The 17923-nt window shown below is 60.8% G+C and carries 14 protein-coding genes; all 14 read left to right on the top strand.

Features of this window, described 5'->3' with window-relative positions; translation table 11 throughout:
- Positions 1-58: 58 nt before the first annotated feature.
- Positions 59-1312, top strand: coding sequence for an ABC transporter substrate-binding protein (locus tag L0U80_RS26480; protein ID WP_233873002.1), 1254 nt, complete (start codon positions 59-61; stop codon positions 1310-1312).
- Between the two features lie 57 nt (positions 1313-1369).
- Complete coding sequence (locus L0U80_RS26475; protein ID WP_233872999.1) at positions 1370-2353, top strand: carbohydrate ABC transporter permease; 984 nt, start codon at positions 1370-1372, stop codon at positions 2351-2353.
- A gap of 10 nt (positions 2354-2363) precedes the next feature.
- A complete protein-coding gene (locus L0U80_RS26470; RefSeq protein ID WP_233872996.1) occupies positions 2364-3215 on the top strand; it encodes a carbohydrate ABC transporter permease in 852 nt (283 codons plus the stop codon).
- A 414-nt stretch (positions 3216-3629) separates the two neighbouring features.
- Positions 3630-4790, top strand: a complete 1161-nt coding sequence (ssuD, locus tag L0U80_RS26465; RefSeq protein WP_233873865.1) for an FMNH2-dependent alkanesulfonate monooxygenase — start codon at positions 3630-3632, stop codon at positions 4788-4790.
- A gap of 12 nt (positions 4791-4802) precedes the next feature.
- Complete coding sequence (ssuC, locus tag L0U80_RS26460) at positions 4803-5627, top strand: aliphatic sulfonate ABC transporter permease SsuC (protein WP_373322298.1); 825 nt, start codon at positions 4803-4805, stop codon at positions 5625-5627.
- Complete coding sequence (locus tag L0U80_RS26455) at positions 5624-6508, top strand: ATP-binding cassette domain-containing protein (protein ID WP_233872990.1); 885 nt, start codon at positions 5624-5626, stop codon at positions 6506-6508. Before ssuC ends, L0U80_RS26455 begins: the two co-directional genes overlap by 4 nt.
- 116 nt (positions 6509-6624) lie before the next feature.
- Positions 6625-7218, top strand: coding sequence for an NADPH-dependent FMN reductase (gene ssuE / locus L0U80_RS26450; RefSeq protein WP_233872987.1), 594 nt, complete (start codon positions 6625-6627; stop codon positions 7216-7218).
- 91 nt (positions 7219-7309) lie between these two features.
- A complete protein-coding gene (locus tag L0U80_RS26445; RefSeq protein ID WP_267954987.1) occupies positions 7310-8290 on the top strand; it encodes a sulfonate ABC transporter substrate-binding protein in 981 nt (326 codons plus the stop codon).
- A gap of 357 nt (positions 8291-8647) precedes the next feature.
- On the top strand, positions 8648-9943 hold the full coding sequence (locus L0U80_RS26440) for an O-acetylhomoserine aminocarboxypropyltransferase/cysteine synthase family protein (protein ID WP_233872981.1): 1296 nt from the start codon (positions 8648-8650) through the stop codon (positions 9941-9943).
- A gap of 497 nt (positions 9944-10440) precedes the next feature.
- Positions 10441-11571 carry a substrate-binding domain-containing protein gene (locus L0U80_RS26435; protein ID WP_233872978.1) on the top strand — a complete coding sequence of 377 codons (1131 nt, stop codon included), beginning with the start codon at positions 10441-10443 and terminating at the stop codon, positions 11569-11571.
- Positions 11572-11628: 57 nt separating this feature from the next.
- Positions 11629-13173, top strand: a complete 1545-nt coding sequence (locus tag L0U80_RS26430) for a sugar ABC transporter ATP-binding protein (protein ID WP_233872975.1) — start codon at positions 11629-11631, stop codon at positions 13171-13173.
- A 9-nt stretch (positions 13174-13182) separates the two neighbouring features.
- On the top strand, positions 13183-14199 hold the full coding sequence (locus L0U80_RS26425) for an ABC transporter permease (protein WP_233872973.1): 1017 nt from the start codon (positions 13183-13185) through the stop codon (positions 14197-14199).
- A 5-nt stretch (positions 14200-14204) separates the two neighbouring features.
- Positions 14205-15197 (top strand): ABC transporter permease, encoded by a 993-nt coding sequence (locus tag L0U80_RS26420; RefSeq protein ID WP_233872970.1) that lies wholly within the window; start codon positions 14205-14207, stop codon positions 15195-15197.
- Positions 15198-15882: 685 nt separating this feature from the next.
- Positions 15883-16779 carry a PilZ domain-containing protein gene (locus L0U80_RS26415; protein ID WP_233872967.1) on the top strand — a complete coding sequence of 299 codons (897 nt, stop codon included), beginning with the start codon at positions 15883-15885 and terminating at the stop codon, positions 16777-16779.
- Positions 16780-17923: the final 1144 nt, after the last annotated feature.

Raw genomic sequence — 17923 nt, 5'->3', positions numbered from 1 at the left:
GCCTATCCGCAAGCCCACCCATGCAACATCGACAACGACGCATACCAAGGAGACACGCATGAGACTCAAACCCCGTACGCTGCTCGCCGCCGTAGCGCTCGCGGCTGCCACGCTCGCCGGCAGCGTCGCCACAGAGGCGCAGGCCGACACGCTGGAGATGAACATCGCGTTCAAGGGCGCGAGCCAGCGCGCTGTGTGGACCGACGTGATCAATGAGTTCAAGAAGGCGCACCCGGGCACCGACGTGAAAGTCTCCTTCGTCGATGAGGAAGCGTACAAGGTGCAATTGCCAGCCTGGCTCACGACCGCGCCGCCCGACATCGTGAACTGGCACGACGGCGAACGCATGGCGTACTACGCGAAGCGAGGCCTTTTTGAAGACCTTTCCGCGGACTGGGCGAAGAACAACTGGGACAGCATGTACGCGTCGACGAAGGAAGCCTCGACGTACATGGGCAAGCCGTACGCGGCGCCGACCGTTTATTACGCGTGGGGGATGTTCTATCGCAAGGACCTGTTCGAGAAGGCTGGCATTACGAGTGAGCCGAAGACGTGGAATGAATTCCTTGACGCCAGCAAGAAGCTCAAGGCCGCAGGCATCACGCCGATTGCGGTGGGTGGACGCGACGCATGGACGCTGGCCGGCTGGTTCGATTACCTCGACCTGCGCCTGAACGGCAATGCGTTTCATCAGAAGCTGATGGCCGGCGAAATTCCCTATACCGACCCGCGCGTGAAAAAGGTCTACACGACGTGGAAGCAACTGATTGACGACGGCTACTTCATCGATAACTCGCTATCCTACGATCTCGATGCCGCACAGCCGTTCCTCTTCCAGGGCAAAGCGGCAATGATGCTGATGGGCACCTTCATCACCGGCGGCTTTCCGCCGAACATGAAGCCGGTCATGGGCTTCTTCCGGTTCCCGATCATCGACGCCAGCGTGCCGACCGCCGAAGACGGCCCGGTCGAATCGCTGCACATCCCGTCGAAAGCCAAGAACAAGGCCGCCGCGCATGCGTTCCTCGCGTTCACGCAAACACCTGAAATCGGCGACAAGCTCGCGAAAGGCCTCGGCTCGCTTTCGGCAAACAGCAAGTCGCCTGAACCCGATGAGCCGATCTCGAAGATTGGATTCCAGATTTTGTCGAGCACGAGGGGCGGCATTGCGCAGTTCTACGACCGCGATATGACCAAAGAAATGGCCGACGAAGGCATGAAAGGCATGCAGCAGTTCGTCGCCGACCCGACGAAAATCGATTCGATTCTCGCGCAGCTCGAACAGACGCGGCAACGCATCTACAAGAAGTAAGCACGCGGCGGCTCGCGACGCAGCGAGCCGCCGCCAGTTTTAACCTGGAGGGCATCCGTGTCTCACTCCGTCACCCATCGCGCCGACGGCCCTGCGCATCCCTCCGCCGGACCTGCGGGCTCATCGGGCGACCGCTCCCGTACGCCAGGCGCGGCGTCACCCGGCGGCCACCGGCGTCGCCGGGTGACGCCTACCGCACGCCGCCAGCGGCGCGCCGCGTTCCTGTTTCTCGCGCCAGCGTGCGTGATGGTCGCGATCTATGTGGTCTGGCCCATTCTTTCGACATTGCGTCTGAGCCTCTACAACTGGGACGGCATGAGCCCGGCGTCGTTCGTCGGTCTCGCGAATTACGTGGAGCTCTTTCACGCGCCGACGTTTTACACGGCGCTCCGGAATAACCTGATCTGGCTCGTGCTATTTCTGCTGGCACCACCCGCGGGTCTTGCCATCGCGTTGTATCTGAATCAGCACGTTGCGGGCATCCGCCTCGTCAAATCACTGTTCTTCGCACCGTTCGTGCTCTCTGGCGTCGTGGTCGGTCTGATCTTTGCGTGGTTCTACGATCCCACGTTCGGTCTACTCGCCCTGATGCTCGGCCACGGCATTCCCGTTCTGGGCGACGCGCGCCTCGCCACGCCCGGCATCATCCTGGCCGCGCTGTGGCCGCAAACCGCGTATTGCATGATCCTCTACCTCACCGGCCTCACCACCCTCAACAGCGAGCAGATAGAAGCCGCACGCATGGAAGGCGCGAAAGGCTGGTCGATGCTGTGGCACGTCATCCTGCCGCAGTTGCGGCCCACGACGTTCATGGCGGTGGTCGTCACGGTAATCGGCGCGCTGCGAAGCTTCGACCTCATTTCGGTCATGACGGGCGGCGGCCCCTTCGAAAGCTCGACGGTGCTCGCCTACTTCATGTACGACCAGGCAGTGAAATACTACCGGCTCGGCTACTCGGCAGCGATTGCCGTCGTGCTGTTCGCCATCATGCTGGTCTACATCATTTACCACCTGCGTCACCTCATCAGAAACGAGCGCTAAGGAGTTCACCATGTTTCCGATGCCCGTCAACAAATGGAAGCCCGTATCGCGCCGTGCATACAAGCTCACGTTGCCCCTCGCGCTGCTGATCTGGCTGCTACCCCTGCTCGCGGTGATGGTGACGTCCGTGCGCTCGTCCGAAGAACTCAGTGAAGGTAATTATTGGGGCTGGCCGCGACACTTCGCGCTCTTCGACAACTACCGCGAAGCGCTCACCACCTCGCCCATGCTTCACTACTTCTGGAACAGCGTGCAGATCACGCTACCTGCCGTGGCGTGTTCGATCGCGCTGGCCGCCATGGCGGGTTTCGCGCTCGCTATCTACCGTTTTCCTGGCAACACGGCGCTCTTCGCCACGTTCGTCGCGGGCAATTTCGTGCCGATTCAGGTCCTCATGATCCCGGTGCGCAGCCTCTCGCTTCAGCTCGGGCTTTACAACACGGTGGGCGGGCTGATCCTCTTTCATCTCTCGTTTCAGACCGGATTCTGCGCCCTCTTCCTGCGTAATTTCATCAAACAGTTGCCGTTCGAACTCGTCGAAGCCGCTCGCATAGAAGGCGCGAACGAGTGGCACGTCTTCTTCCGGATCGTGCTGCCGCTGATCCGCCCGGCGCTCGCGGCACTCGCCATCCTCGTCTTCACGTTTGTATGGAACGACTATTTCTGGGCCCTGTGCCTCACGCAAGGCGACGATGCCGCGCCCATTACGGTGGGCGTCGCAGCACTCAAGGGACAATGGACGACGGCGTGGAATCTGGTTTCGGCAGGATCGATACTCGCTGCGCTGCCGTCCGTCGTGATGTTCTTCGCCATGCAGAAGCACTTCGTTGCCGGACTCACGTTTGGTGCGACCAAAGGGTAACGTACCGAACGTTCGTACTACGTTTCCGGCGGAGTGGTTTCGGCGTCTGGTCTTACTAAACATGAGCGGACACGTCACCACGCCTGTCTATGCGGGCGCGACGCTGCCCGTTAGCCACGCGACTGCCCAGCGCGGTTCCCGATAAAACGTGGCCTGATCGAAAGTCATCGACTTTATCTGGTCTCGCATCCATCTCCGCGACGAAAAGCAAAGCAGAAAACCTTCGTTTAGAAATGCGGTCTGCGCACATACACTCCTCCCAAAGGAGTAACCGGGTCGTTACGCCGTGCGTCGGCTGCGTTGAGCGCAGCTAAACCAAAGCGGCTGGCAAGCTCATCCAACAGACCCACCCTGCGCGTGTTTCAGCCGTTCCACGCACCTCAATTTCTCGCAACCCAATACACAGGAATACGAATTAATGTGTTCTGGTTTATCCCGACACACGGCGACAGCCGCTATCTCGGGACCTCCGAAGGCGCACGCGTTGCGAACTACGATTATTTCCGGCAGGTCGCTATCGCCGCGGACACGCTCGGCTACGAAGGCGTGCTGCTGCCGACAGGCCGCTCGTGCGAAGACGCGTGGGTCGTAGCATCGAGCCTCATCCCTGTGACGCGGCGCCTTAAATTCCTCGTTGCGATCCGTCCGGGTCTGTCGTCGCCGGGTCTGTCCGCTCGCATGGCGGCCACCTTCGACCGGCTCTCGGGCGGTCGTCTGCGGATCAACATCGTCACAGGTGGGGACGCCGGCGAACTAGAGGGCGATGGCATTTTCGCCGATCACGATACCCGCTACGAAATCACCGACGAATTTCTCAACATCTGGCGCGGTCTGCTGAACACGGCGCATGAAGGCGGCAGCGTGGACTGGTCGGGACAACATCTGAGCTCGAAGGGCGGCAAGCTGCTCTATCCGAGTGTTCAGCGTCCACATCCGCCGTTGTGGTTTGGTGGCTCATCGCCTGCCGCGCATCAGATCGCGGCCGAACACGTCGATACGTACCTGACCTGGGGCGAACCACCCGACGCGGTCGCAAAGAAAATCGCCGACGTGCGCGCACATGCAGCGGCGCGCGGCCGTCAACTGAAGTTTGGAATCCGCTTGCACGTGATCGTTCGGGAAACGGAAGAGGAAGCGTGGCAGGACGCAGAACGCCTGATCAGCCGGCTCGACGACGACACGATCGCCCGTGCGCAACAAGCGTTCGCGAACATGGACTCCGAGGGGCAGCGCCGGATGGCCGCGCTGCACGGCGGCCGTCGTGGCTCGCGCGAGACGCTCGAGGTCTATCCGAATTTGTGGGCCGGCGTGGGGCTGGTGCGCGGGGGCGCAGGCACCGCCCTCGTCGGCAGCGCGGAGCAGGTCGCGGCGCGGATGCGCGAATACCAGGAACTTGGCATCGAGACGTTTATTCTGTCCGGTTATCCGCACCTCGAAGAATCGTATCGCTTCGCGGAACTCGTGTTTCCGCGCCTTGGCATTGGCAACGATGCGGCGGCGCGAACCGCACCGCTGTCGGGTCCGGTCGGTGAACTGGTCGGCAATCAGTACGTGCCTCAGGCAAGCCAGAGCTGACGGGGGGGGCGTATGCGTTCGATTCCGTTAATCGCTGGATTGGGCACATCCGGCAGCCGCAGCAGGGTGCTATTGCGCGCCATCGCACCGTGGATCGTGCCCGCAGCGTTCCTCGTCGCATGGGAGTTGGCGGCGCGCTCGGGCGTGCTGTCCGTGCGCGTGCTGCCCGAACCGCTTGCGGTCGTCCGCGCGATATGGACACTCGTGCAGTCGGGCGAAATGGCCGCCGACGTCAAGGTGAGCGCGTGGCGCGCACTCACGGGCTTTGCGATCGGCGGCGGAATCGGGCTCGTGCTCGGCCTGCTGACTGGGCTGTCGAAGACCGCGGACATCGCGCTCGATTCGACGATTCAGATGATCCGCAACATCCCGGCGCTCGCCATGATTCCGCTCGTGATCCTGTGGTTCGGCATCGGCGAATCCGCGAAGCTTTTTCTCGTCGCGCTCGGCGTATTTTTCCCGCTCTACGTCAATACGTACCACGGCATTCGCTCGGTCGACGCCGATCTCGTGGAGATGGCAAAAAGCTACGGCGTCCGGGGATTTGCGCTGTACCGTGATGTGATCCTGCCGGGTGCCCTGCCGTCGATTCTCGTCGGCGTGCGCTTTGCGCTCGGCCTCACCTGGGTGATGCTGATCGTCGCGGAAACGATCTCGGCACAGGCGGGTATCGGCTACATGACCATGAATGCCCGTGATTTCCTGCAGACCGACGTCGTAGTGGTCGGCATCCTGCTCTATGCCGCGCTCGGCAAGGCCGCCGATTTATTCGCGAAAGCGCTGGAGCGTGCGCTGCTGCGCTGGCATCCCGCCTACCAATCCGGAGCAAAAGCATGACTGGATCGATTTTGACCGCGTCGCTCGAAGCCATTCTGGAATCCGAACCGATATCGGATGAACATGCCGGTGGCGTCGTGAATGTGGCTTCTGCCCGAGTACAGCGCAGACGGCAAGAAACCACAGCCCTGGCACTGCGTGGCGTCGGCAAACGCTACGGCGAACGCGTCGTGCTCGACGACCTGAATCTGGCCATCGAGCGCGGCAGCTTCGTCTCGATCGTCGGCCGCAGCGGTTGCGGCAAGTCCACACTGCTGCGGCTCATCGCGGGACTCGAGACGCCGACGTCGGGTACGCTCGTCAACGAAAACGGCGCTGGCGGCACGCTCGACACCCGGATCATGTATCAGGAAGCGCGCCTCTTGCCGTGGAAAACGGTGCTGCAGAACGTCATGCTCGGCCTCGGCGCAACCGCACGCGATGAAGCGCGCGCAGTACTCGACGAGGTTGGTCTGCTGGCGCGCGAGAACGACTGGCCGGCTCGTCTTTCAGGCGGCCAGCGGCAGCGGGTAGCGCTGGCGCGCGCACTGGTGCACCGGCCGCAACTTCTACTGCTCGACGAACCGCTCGGCGCCCTCGACGCGCTGACCCGCATCGAAATGCACGCGCTGATCGAGAGGCTCTGGGAAACTTACCGGTTCACTGCGCTGATTGTGACGCACGATGTGCAAGAAGCTATTGCGCTCGGGGACCGCATCTTGATGCTGGATTCCGGCCGAGTCACGATCGATCAGGAAATCAGGCTCGACCGCCCTCGACTGAGAGGTGCGTCACAGTTTGCCGAACTGGAAGACTGGGTTCTCTCTCAAGTACTCGGGCGCGATCGCGCGACGAGTCTGTCGCTTCAGTCTCTGAAGACTGCATCTTCGCGCGCGGCTTGAGCGACGGTTCCAAGATTCGCTTATATCGAACGCAGAAACGCTACGTTGTCTAGCAGCACCCACTACGGCGACACTGCGAATTACTTACCTCATTCGACACTCATTCGCCGAACGCCATGACAATTATCGCTATTTCGGGCAGTCCATCGCCCACTTCAAGAACGCAACGACTGCTATCGCATCTGCTCTCGCTGCTCGAACACGACGGCCGGGAAACGAGACTATTGTCGCTTTCCTCACTTCCCGGCGACGCAGTGATCCGCGCCGATGTCACCACGCCGGAAATCGCGAGGGCCCTCGCGAACATCGACAAAGCCAGCGTTGTGATTGTCGGCACGCCGATATACAAGGCTACGTATAGCGGGCTATTGAAGGTTTTTCTCGATCTGCTGCCGCAACGTGGTCTCGACGGAAAAATCGTCCTCCCGATCGCCACGGGCGGCAGCGAGGCCCACCTGCTCGCGCTGGACTACGCGCTGAGGCCTGTCCTGCAGTCGTTGGGAGCCGACATCGTTCTCCCCCCGGTATACGCACTTGACCGGGACATCATCTGGAACGCAGACGGTCACGTCACACTCGACGATCCATTGCGCGCGCGCGTGCACGGCGCCTCGCAGCAAATCGGCACGCTCGTCGAACGCCTGTATGCACGTTCGTATACCGCGGCGAGCGGAATGTGTGTCGAACCCGCTGCGCAAATCGCAGCCTGAACCTGCATCGCCGCGACCGTTTCGTTACCTGTGCAAAACCTGCTCAACGAAACGAACCTGCATCACTCCATCCCGCTCCAGAGCCTTCCCGATGACCACCTCTATTTCGACAACCGCTCTATTGAAGCGCCATACGGCGACGTTCCTGTTTGCCGTCCTGGCAACCCTGCTGTTCACCGTCTTCCAGACATCCGCGCGCGCGGCCGCCACCGAAATCCGGATCGGCTGGCAAAAAGGCAGTGACCTCGCGGTGATAAAGGCGAAAGGCACATTCGAAAACACGTTGAAGCAGCAAGGCGTATCGGTCCAATGGATTGAATTCCCGGCCGGGCCGCAAATGCTCGAGGGGCTCAATGTCGGCGCGATCGATCTCGGCGCCGTTGGCGAAACGCCGCCGGTCTTCGCCCAGGTCGCCAATGCGAATCTGCTCTATGCAGGGGTCCAACCGCCCGCACCTGCGGCAGAAGCACTGCTCGTGCCGAAATCCTCGCCCATCAAGACCCTTGCCGATCTCAAAGGAAAGCGGGTTGTGCTCAACCGCGGCTCGAACGTGCATTACCTGCTGGTGCAATTGCTTGCGCAGGCGCATTTGAGCTACGACGACATCAATGTCTCGTATCTGAAACCGTCCGATGCCTACGCGGCATTCCAGAACGGCAGCGTCGATGCATGGGTGATCTGGGATCCGTATGCAACGGCGGCAGTCGCGCAGCTCGACGCACGTGTTCTCGCCGATGCGCGCGGCGTGGCGAACAATCACCAGTTTTACATCGCGTCGCGCAGCTTCGCGCAAGCACACCCAGACACCTTGAAATTCGTGCTGGCGCAAGCCAACAACGAAAGTCTGTGGATTGGTCGGCATGAGAAGGAAGCGGCACAGATATTCTCGTCGCAAACGGGCTTGCCTGTTGAGGTTGCCGAACGCTCACTGAGCCACTCGACCTATGGCGTCAAGTTGCTCGATGCCGACGTTGTGAGCAGTCAGCAGCGCATCGCCGATACGTTCTTCCGTCTCAAGCTGATTCCCAAGCAAATCGACGTGGCATCGGCGGTCTGGCATCCCGCGCCTTGAGTTGCATCGACATCTCGCCACAATTGGCGGAGAGGCTGGCGTTCGCGGTGCTATAGTCAGCCACCAGATCAGAGGCCATCGGGCGACAGAACGTCGCCCGATGTTTTAGAGGCGCGTACAACGATCAATCGAGAACGAACGCCCCGCGGTATGCACCAGCAAACGTTTTCCCGCGCCGAGAAAACGAAAACGTACCAACGAATCGAAGACACACTGAACTTTGCGCTTCGCAAACGGCGGCGCATCATGCTTGGCGAAAGCAGTGCCTGCATGATGCCAATCGCTCTCCAGGTGAGCCGGCCCCTCAGCGCATTCCCCGATTTGAAGTGAATTCCGTTTTTCTTTTGGAGTGTTGACATGACAGAACAAAAAAAACCTGATTGGCGACTCGAAACACTCGCCGTGCACGGTGGCTATCGGCCCGACCCGACCACGCGCGCCGTTGCGGTGCCGATCTATCAGACGGTGGCCTATGCGTTCGACGACACGCAGCACGGCGCCGATCTGTTCGATCTCAAAGTCCCAGGGAACATCTACACGCGCATCATGAATCCGACGCAGGATGTGCTGGAACAGCGCGTCGCAGCACTCGAGGGCGGTGTAGCGGCGCTCGCGCTTGCTTCGGGCCAGTCGGCGGTCACCTATGCGATCCAGACCATCGCAGAAGCCGGTGACAATATCGTCGCCGCCAGCGCGCTTTACGGCGGTACGTTCAATCTTTTAGCGCACACGCTGCCCCTGTCCGGCATCACCACGCGCTTCGCGGACCCGCGCAAGCCCGAATCGTTCGAGCCGCTCATCGACGACAAGACAAAAGCGATCTTCGCAGAGTCCGTCGGCAATCCGCTTGGCAACATTACCGACATCGCAAAGCTCGCGGAAATCGCTCATCGTCACGGCATTCCCCTCATCGTCGACAATACGGTGCCCTCGCCTTACCTGCTGCGCCCGTTCGAGCACGGTGCGGACATCGTCGTGCACTCGCTGACGAAGTATCTGGGCGGCCACGGCACGAGCCTCGGCGGCGCGATCGTCGATTCAGGGAAATTCCCGTGGGCAGAGCACAAGACGCGCTTCAAGCGGCTCAACGAGCCGGACGTGAGCTATCACGGCGTCGTCTACACGGAGGCGTTCGGGCCGGCTGCGTATATCGGCCGTGCGCGCGTCGTGCCGCTGCGCAACACGGGCGCAGCGATTTCTCCGTTCAACGCTTTCCAGATCCTGCAGGGTATCGAAACGCTGGCGTTGCGTATGGAGCGCATCACGGATAACGCTTTGCAGGTCGCGAAGTTCCTAAAAGGTCACTCGCGCGTCGAATGGGTGAACTACGCAGGACTGCCGGACCATCCCGATCACGCGCTCGTGCAGCGCTATCTCGGAGGGCGCGGCCCCGGACTGCTCACCTTTGGGCTCAAGGGCGGTCTTGCAGCCGGCGCGGCGTTCCAGGACGCGCTGCAACTCTTCACCCGGCTCGTCAATATCGGCGATGCGAAATCGCTCGCCACGCACCCCGCTTCGACTACGCACCGGCAACTTTCGCCCGAAGAATTGCGCAAGGCCGGCGTGAGTGAAGAAACCGTGCGCCTGTCGATCGGCATCGAGCATATCGACGATCTGCTCGCCGACCTCGACCAGGCACTGGCTCACGCATAACAAGCGCGGCCGGGCGAATTCGCACCGTCGTGCCGGCATGGCAGGACGCGTAGGCAGTGAAATTCGCCAGCAACGCGCAGCGAGAGCCGCGTCGTAACGCATAGGCTTTCGCCCTCGCCCGCCCCTGTACGGGGTTGGGCGAGGGAAAGCGCAAGACGCGATTAAGCGTCCTCGTTTTTCACATCGCGTCACGCCGCGGCGGTTTCCCGTCAATCCGGAAAAGCTCTTCGCTGTGCTGACAACCTTGTCGCACAGACCCTCGACCCGATCCTTCCCACGCGAAATAGCGTAAACCCGCCCTTCGGTAACGATCAATCGCGCCACATCTACGCCGAGCCCGGCGACACGCAACACTGCAGGGACACGCAGTAAGCACACGCCGAAAACGATCGCGTCCCATTAGTTGGATCGTAGTGCCCTATTACTTGACAGGCCGATTGCCGATCACCTAGCCTTTCTGGATCAGGTCACTCGCACCTGGTCGATGGGGGAGACAAATGAAAAGTCTGCAGAAAGCTCTGTATCCCACGGCAATTGGCATGCTGATGACGGTCGCGTTGTCGACGCAGGCGCTTGCGGCGGGTCCAAAGGTGGTAAGCGGACCGGGCGCGGATCCCGCCTGCTTCAAACCTGAATCGGCCAGCACGAAGTTCTTCCAGTGGCCGGCAAAACATGGTCCCTACCGGATCGCTCTGGTCAACGGATTCATCGCCAATGACTGGCGCGTCCAGATGATCCGCGTTGCCAAAGCCTACGTGGCCCAGCCCGCGGTCCAGAAGGACGTCAAGGAATTCAAGGTCGTCTCCGTCGGCCAGGACGTTGCCGCGCAGATTGCCGCCGCCAACAATTTCATCGATCAGGGCTTCGACACGATCATCGTCGACGCCAACAATTCCGCGGCCTTTAAAAGCGTGGTGCGTAAGGCCAATGAAAAGGGCGTGGTGGTCGTTTCGTTCGACAACGTAATCGACGACCCGGCGCAGATTTCAGTCAACGTCAACCAGCTCGGCCTCGGCGAGATGGCGGCAAATTTCCTGCTCAAGCAAGCCAAACCCTCGGGCGACCTCACCTTCCTGCACGTTCGCGGTCCGTCCGGCCAGCCGGTGGATCTCGCCCGCAACGACGGCTTCCATAACGTGATCAACAAGTCGGGCCGCACGGTGAAAGTGGTCGACGTGATCGGCAACTGGGCCCCCGGCGACGCGCAAAAAGCAACGGCCGACGCCATCTCCGCGGGAGGCATGTTCGACGGCCTCTACGTCCAGGGCGGCACGCAGGGCGCAGTGCAGGCGATGCTCGATTCAGGCAAATTCAAGGCGCCGATTTCGGGCGAGACGGAGAACGCTTTTCGCCTGCTCTGCAATAAAGCCAGTCTGACTTGCCAGTCGGGCGGCACTGGCCCGGCGCAGAGCGCGGTGGCCATCAAGACGGCTATCTCGGCGCTGCAGGGCAACGTCATTCCGCAAACCATCGCGCTGCCCACGTCGGTGGATTTTTCGCCATTCACGCCGGGCAAAAACGTCTTCCCGAATCTGCCGGGCAGCTTCTTCGCCGGCAATAACTTCCCGAGCTGCAACATCGGTTTCTCGGCCGAGGAAATCGCGGCCCAGTCCGGCACGAACAACTGAACGGGAGAACGGCGGCGAGACCCGCCGCCGCGCCGGGCACGAAGGAGGCACACGAAGATGGCCGAGGGATCGCCGGGATCGCTGCTGCGCGTAGAGGGTATTACGAAGCACTATGGCGGCGTCCGGGCGCTGGAAGACGTGCAATTCGCTTGCCGGGCAGGCTCGATCCACGCGCTTCTCGGCGAAAACGGGGCTGGCAAGTCCACCTTCATCAAGATCCTCTCCGGCGTGGTGCAACCCGACCGCGGCCGCATCTATCTCGGCGGCTCGGAGGTCAGCTTCGCCACACCTAAATCGGCGGCGGATGCGGGGATATCCTGCATTTTCCAGGAGCTTTCGCTGTTGCCCGATCTCTCCGTGACGGACAACATCTGCATCACCGACCGGCTTCGCCGGTTCGGAATGATCGACCGGGCGGCCGAGCGACGGCGAGCGGAAGCGATGCTGGCCCTGATCGGCGGTGAGGACATCCATCCCGCAGCCCCGGTCGGCAGCCTTCCTCTGTCGCGCCAGCAGATGGTCGAAATCGCCAAGGCGCTCGCGCGGCAGCCCAAGGTCCTGATCCTGGACGAGGCAACCTCCGCCCTGACTGCGGCCGACGTGGGCAAGGTTTTCACGCTCCTGAAGCGACTGAGAACCGAAGGGATGGCGATCATTTACATTTCTCACCGGATGCATGAGATCGCCGAGCTTGCCGACGAATGCACCGTTTTCCGCAACGGCCGCTACGTCGAGACGTTTGCCGCCGGAACCCGATCCGATGATGCGATCGTCGAGATGATGATTGGCCGCGAATATTCCAGTGCCTTTCCGCCGCTTGGCCCGACGAAGCGTGACGGAAAACCGGCCCTTGCGGTACGCAATCTCTCGTGGACCTCGGAACTCAAGGACGTTTCACTCGACGTGCAGGCAGGCGAGGTGGTCGGACTCGGCGGGCTTGACGGCCAGGGCCAGCGGCAGTTTCTGCTGGCGCTCTTCGGCGTGCTGATCGGAGTTGGAGGCGAAATCGAACTGGACGGCAAGCCAGTGAAGATCGCGAGCCCGCGCCGCGCAAAGTCGCCCGAGTTCGGGCTCGCCCTGATTCCTGAGGATCGAAAGAACGAAGGTTTGATGCTGCCGATGACGGTGCGCGAAAACCTTAGCTTCGCGGCGCTCGATGCAGTGAGTCATTTTGGCCGGATCGACCACAAAGCCGAAGAAGAATTGATCGATGCGGTGGTACGACAGCTTACGATCAAGTCCGATGGGCTCGATGGCCCCGTGGCCGCGCTTTCCGGCGGCAATCAGCAGAAGGTCGTGATCGGCAAATGGCTGATGACGAAACCACGCATCGTACTCCTTAACGACCCGACCAGAGGTATCGACGTCGGCACGAAGCAGGAAATCTACCAGTTGCTGCGGCGGCTTGCGGAGCAAGGAACGGCGATTCTGTTCTATTCGACCGACTACGACGAGCTGATCGGTTGCTGCAACCGCGTCGCTGTCTTCTACGACGGCACCATCACGCGGGTGCTGCAGGGTACCGAGCTGACCGAGCACAACCTCATCGGTGCGGCGCTGAACCTGACGTCGGCCGCGAATCCGCTCCATCGACCTTCCTGAGGTAGCCGCATGAGCGCGAACGAGAGCCTCACAAAAGGCAGACGGCACGACACTGACTGGCGCTACTGGATTGCGGCGCAGCGTGGAGCGCTTGCCGCCGCAGCCATCTTTGCCGTGATGTTCGGCGTCTACGGGGCGGCCCAGCCGATGGGGCTAAGCTCAGACATCATCAACACGGCGGCGAACAAGGGGGCGCTGCTGGCGCTTGTCGCCATGGCCCAGACGCTGCCTGTGCTGACTGGCGGCCTCGACCTTTCCGTCGGCATGATTTTCATGCTGACCAATTGCCTCGCATCGACGATCGTCACGGGCGGCGCTGGCGCAACCGCGCTGGGAATCGTGGGTGTATTGGCGGCGGGTCTCGCGTGCGGGCTGGTGAACGGACTGATCGTCGTATGTGGCCGACTGCAACCGCTGATCGCCACGCTCGCGACCAGCGCGATCTATTTCGGCATCGCCCTCGCCTTGCGGCCACAACCGGGCGGCGATATCAACGGTGACTTCGCCGACTTGATGACGCGCTCGACCTGGGGCGTCCCCTCGTCCATGCTGTTGATCCTGGCGGCCATCGTTTTCGTCTGGATGCCCTACCGGCACTCCGCACTCGGGCGGGCAGCCTATGCAGTGGGCTCGTCGGAGCAGGCGGCGTACATGTCGGGCGTTCCGGTCGCGCGGGCGAAGCTTTGGGCCTACACGCTCGCCGGGCTCTTCGCCGCGTTGGGCGGCCTGCTGCTGACCTGCATTACGTATTCCGGTGAGGCACGCGCCGCGCTCGGCGGCGACTACACGTTGAACTCGATCGCCGCGCTCGTGATCGGCGGCACTTCGCTCTTTGGCGGCTCCGGCGGCGCGGTCGGGTCCGTCTTCGGAGCGTTCGTGATGCGCACGGTAGGCGACCTGCTCATCGTCTTCAACATCAATCCGGTACTGCAACCGCTGTTTGTCGGTGTCGTGCTGCTGTTTGCCGTCAGCCTCGGCTCGCTGCGCCTCTTGCGCGTGCGCAACAAGCTGGACCTCTATCGGTAGCCCACATGCTTCGCTCCCTGCCCAAGATCGACACCGCGACACTGACCGCCTTCGCGTGCATCGTGCTGCTGCTCTTTCTGGGCGCAGCCGCCAAACCGGGCTTCCTGTCCATCGGATACCTCGTTCAGCAACTACAGGTCGCCTCTTTCCTCGGCACGATCGCGACGGGGGAAATGATCGTGATCCTGATGGGGCAAATCGACCTGTCGATTCCCTGGACAATCGCCATGGGCGGCATGATGGCCACCGGAGCATCCGGGATCCTCGGGCCCGGCCTCGGCGTGCCGCTTGCCATTCCATTCGGGATTTTATGCGGAGTCCTGATCGGTGTAGTGAACGGACTTGGCGTTGCGTGGCTGCGCGCGCCATCGATGATTTTCACGCTCGGCATGAATGCCGTCGCCCAGGGCCTCATGGTCTATCACACCGGCGGCTTTGCGCCGCAGGATCGGGCCACCGGCCTCATGATCGCACTCGCTGGCGGCCAGTTGATCCCGGGTGTCCCCAACCCGCTGCTAGTGTGGATCGTTGTCGGGGTGGTCACGGTCTACATGCTGACGCGCACCCGCCTCGGTCGGCAAATCTACGCGATCGGCAATCGCGAACGGGCTGTGTTTCTCTCCGGCGTCGACAGCCGGCGCGTCATTCTTATCGCGTTTGCACTGTCGGGCGCCTGCGCTGCGGCCGGTGGCGTGCTGCTTGCCGGTTGGGCGAACCGCTCATACCAGGCGATGGGCGACCCGTACCTGCTGCCTACGATTGCCGCGATCGTGCTTGGTGGAACCAACGTGCTCGGCGGCCGCGGCACCTACCTCGGCACCATCGCGGGCGTCATCCTGATCACGCTTTTGCAGTCGATCCTTTCCGTACTGCAACCGCAGGACTATTTCGCGCAAATCGGCATCAAACTGCCAGCCGATGTCTTCCGCCAGGTCGTATTCGGGCTCGTGATCATCGTGATGATGATGCTGTATGGCCGGGAAAGAGTGATGCGCTAAGCCGTCGATTGGCAGTGACGCCCGCGCGCGGCGCGCAGCTATTGTGTTCTGCTGGACAAACAAAGCCCGTCTGGGGAACGGGGTCACCGCACTCTTTCTAGCGTGTCTCCAGCTCGTCATTAATGCCCTCGGCAACACTAGCCGATGATGCAGTATGTATTTTTTCGATGCAGCGAACCACGAAGCATATATCTCCGGCATCAAGAACATTAACTCCGCGATAGCTAATGACGACCACTGTGGTTATCAACCTGGTTGCTATTGACAGAGCATTGTTCTTTTCGAATTGAAACCACCCAGCAAATAAAGCACGGCGCTTTAATACCGGAAACGGAGTCACTGCGAGACAACCCTTTCGCATGCGCGGGTCATTGAATGGCGGGCCGTAATCGCTTGAATTCCTGACGCGAAACAGGTATCCGGAGAATCCCTAGCTGTGGCAGCCGTCGTGCGACAACATGACTCAGAAAAACCGTCAATCCCGGCACGCTCCGCACTTGACGCCAATAATCGTCCAAACATCATTTTCGGGCGACGCCAATGATTACTGGCTTATATCAAAAAACATGAAGCTCCATCGCTCGATGATTGCCCAACGATATATGCTAGCCGGCAAATTCTAAATAATAAGTACCGGTGGGGGTATTCGCGTACTGCAAACCCAGGACTGCGGGGAAACACTGAAATGAATTTAACGAGGATTCGACCCGGCGACATCGCCGTGGGCAACCCAACTGGTTTCTCGATCTACTCCGTCCACGGCAAGCTTCTTCTGAAGAGCGGTCAACTTGTCGCCTCACAATCGCTCCTCGATCAGGCGCTTCGCTCCGGGTACCGCGATAGTGCCGAGCCGTACAACGAAAATGAGTCCGCGACTCACGAATCGACGCTGCTTTTCTGTCGATCGGCATCGAAGGTGACTCCCGCCGAGTCCGACAACATTGAGTGGAGTACCTCCGCGGCGCTCCCCAATCTTGCACAACGCGTGGAGTTCTTTCAGCTGTCGCTCGAAAATTCGACAGAAAAGCTTGGCGTAAATCTACTCGGCGTTGTTCCGGAGAAAGCGCTTCTCGTTGGCCGCACCCTCGAAGGCGGCCCCGCGAACCTCGTACCCGACACGGTCTATGACGCCACGATGTTCGCTGGCACCCGCCTGTTCCGGTTCCAGACTCAACTGCTACCCGACAGTTCGGCTCCGTTTGACTGCTGGTTTCTCGCGTATCCGAAAGGTATCGCTCAGGCTCCGGTGCGCAGACATTGGCGCGTCGCAACGTCTGTCCCGGCGAAGCTGCAATCCGGTGAATACGAAAGCCCCATCGCCGACGTAACGGTGGTCAATATCAGCGTGACGGGCGCCGGTATCAAAGCCCCCCAAAACTTTCTTGCCGTTGGGCAGTATGTGTCGCTCGCCATGAACCTGCGGGTTGACCAGCGAATGCGCCCGGTAACGGTGTACGCAACCGTCCGGAATCGGCGAACGGAATCGAGCCGTGTCCACTATGGCCTGGAGTTTGTCCGGACAGCCGATGAGGTACGGCGCAATCTTAAGGATTTCGTCCTTGAGCAGATGGCACACTTCTAGACCGCGCGTGGAATGCACTGCGATACCCGACCTCGTCGACGCGATGCGCCGGGTATTTCGTCTCGATCTGCCGATGTGTGAGCCGCGACGTCGGTGATAATTGCCGACACGAAACGTCGCGCTGCGATATTCTGCGCCCACACAATTTGATCGGGATTGCGAATTTTATTGAGGAGACCGACCGGATTCCGCTGAACCGGTTGTGCCCATGGACGCGCGTTGGCTACGAATCGTAGGCGGCGGCATTGGTCGATTAATGTCGCTCCCGTATGGCCCTCCTGCAAACCACCGCTCACCGATCGCCCTGCTCCAGGCTTTAACCCAGCGAGTGGCCATGATTCGCTCGGCCTCGCCGTCGGCACTCAGCAGGCGCTTCGTTGCCAGGCCCAGGCGATACATGGCATAGCGCTTGCTGTTCGCTTCAAAACCGGCTCGCGAATTCATCGTTCTGCCTCTTTGGGCTGCACGATGCGCGAAGTGACGGGTCAGTACGCAAATGCAGCCGTTACAGACGTGATAACGGAACCGGAATCGTATCAGTGAGATCGCGTGACCGTTCGTGTATTAGCGAACGTACGCGAGAGCGACGACATTCGGGAGATTATCGAGTGCGCGACTTCCGTCGCTTCGAGCCTCAGTTTCGCCACGGAAAGTGGTTTCACTGTACGCAATGACCTTAAAACCGCTTCCAGCCGGTCTAGGTATCGTGATACCCCAATGCCATCCGCCTTCCTGTTCGAAGACATGAAGCGTCGGTGAAGGGTGCTGCGTTGGAGGTCGAGTCGTCATATTACGCCCCTCCTTTCAAGAACATGCGAGACGCCCTGCAGACCTGGCAAGTGTATGCAGAGTTTTGCTGCATCGCAATAAGCAATAACCTTAGTTACAAAAACAACGGCACGCCAACGCCTCTCGGCAAGCGACAGTCAACGTCACGCGTTCGCATACATACATATTTGCCGCGAAAATATTCGGACATCAGGCGAAAAACGCGGCCAACGGGTTCCCGATTCGGAACGACATGTTTTGCGGAGCTTCGCGGGAGTTTCAACAAAGTGCGTGTCGCTCAGCATCTTCCCGACCTCTTTTAGAAGCGAAAGCGCCACGCCCATCCAGCCGAAGCGAAAGCTTTTTTCCGCACCCG

This window comes from Paraburkholderia adhaesiva (genome assembly GCF_021390575.1).
Lineage (GTDB): Bacteria > Pseudomonadota > Gammaproteobacteria > Burkholderiales > Burkholderiaceae > Paraburkholderia > Paraburkholderia adhaesiva.
This window is presented reverse-complemented; position numbering and strand designations above follow the sequence as displayed.

Bases quoted from the DNA above. Each gene is read 5' to 3' on its own strand.
- L0U80_RS26480 (WP_233873002.1), top strand. From the start codon at position 59: ATGAGACTCAAACCCCGTACGCTGCTCGCCGCCGTAGCGCTCGCGGCT.
- L0U80_RS26470 (WP_233872996.1), top strand. From the start codon at position 2,364: ATGTTTCCGATGCCCGTCAACAAATGGAAGCCCGTATCGCGCCGTGCA.
- ssuC (WP_373322298.1), top strand. From the start codon at position 4,803: ATGCGTTCGATTCCGTTAATCGCTGGATTGGGCACATCCGGCAGCCGC.
- L0U80_RS26455 (WP_233872990.1), top strand. From the start codon at position 5,624: ATGACTGGATCGATTTTGACCGCGTCGCTCGAAGCCATTCTGGAATCC.
- ssuE (WP_233872987.1), top strand. From the start codon at position 6,625: ATGACAATTATCGCTATTTCGGGCAGTCCATCGCCCACTTCAAGAACG.
- L0U80_RS26445 (WP_267954987.1), top strand. From the start codon at position 7,310: ATGACCACCTCTATTTCGACAACCGCTCTATTGAAGCGCCATACGGCG.
- L0U80_RS26440 (WP_233872981.1), top strand. From the start codon at position 8,648: ATGACAGAACAAAAAAAACCTGATTGGCGACTCGAAACACTCGCCGTG.
- L0U80_RS26435 (WP_233872978.1), top strand. From the start codon at position 10,441: ATGAAAAGTCTGCAGAAAGCTCTGTATCCCACGGCAATTGGCATGCTG.
- L0U80_RS26430 (WP_233872975.1), top strand. From the start codon at position 11,629: ATGGCCGAGGGATCGCCGGGATCGCTGCTGCGCGTAGAGGGTATTACG.
- L0U80_RS26425 (WP_233872973.1), top strand. From the start codon at position 13,183: ATGAGCGCGAACGAGAGCCTCACAAAAGGCAGACGGCACGACACTGAC.
- L0U80_RS26420 (WP_233872970.1), top strand. From the start codon at position 14,205: ATGCTTCGCTCCCTGCCCAAGATCGACACCGCGACACTGACCGCCTTC.
- L0U80_RS26415 (WP_233872967.1), top strand. From the start codon at position 15,883: ATGAATTTAACGAGGATTCGACCCGGCGACATCGCCGTGGGCAACCCA.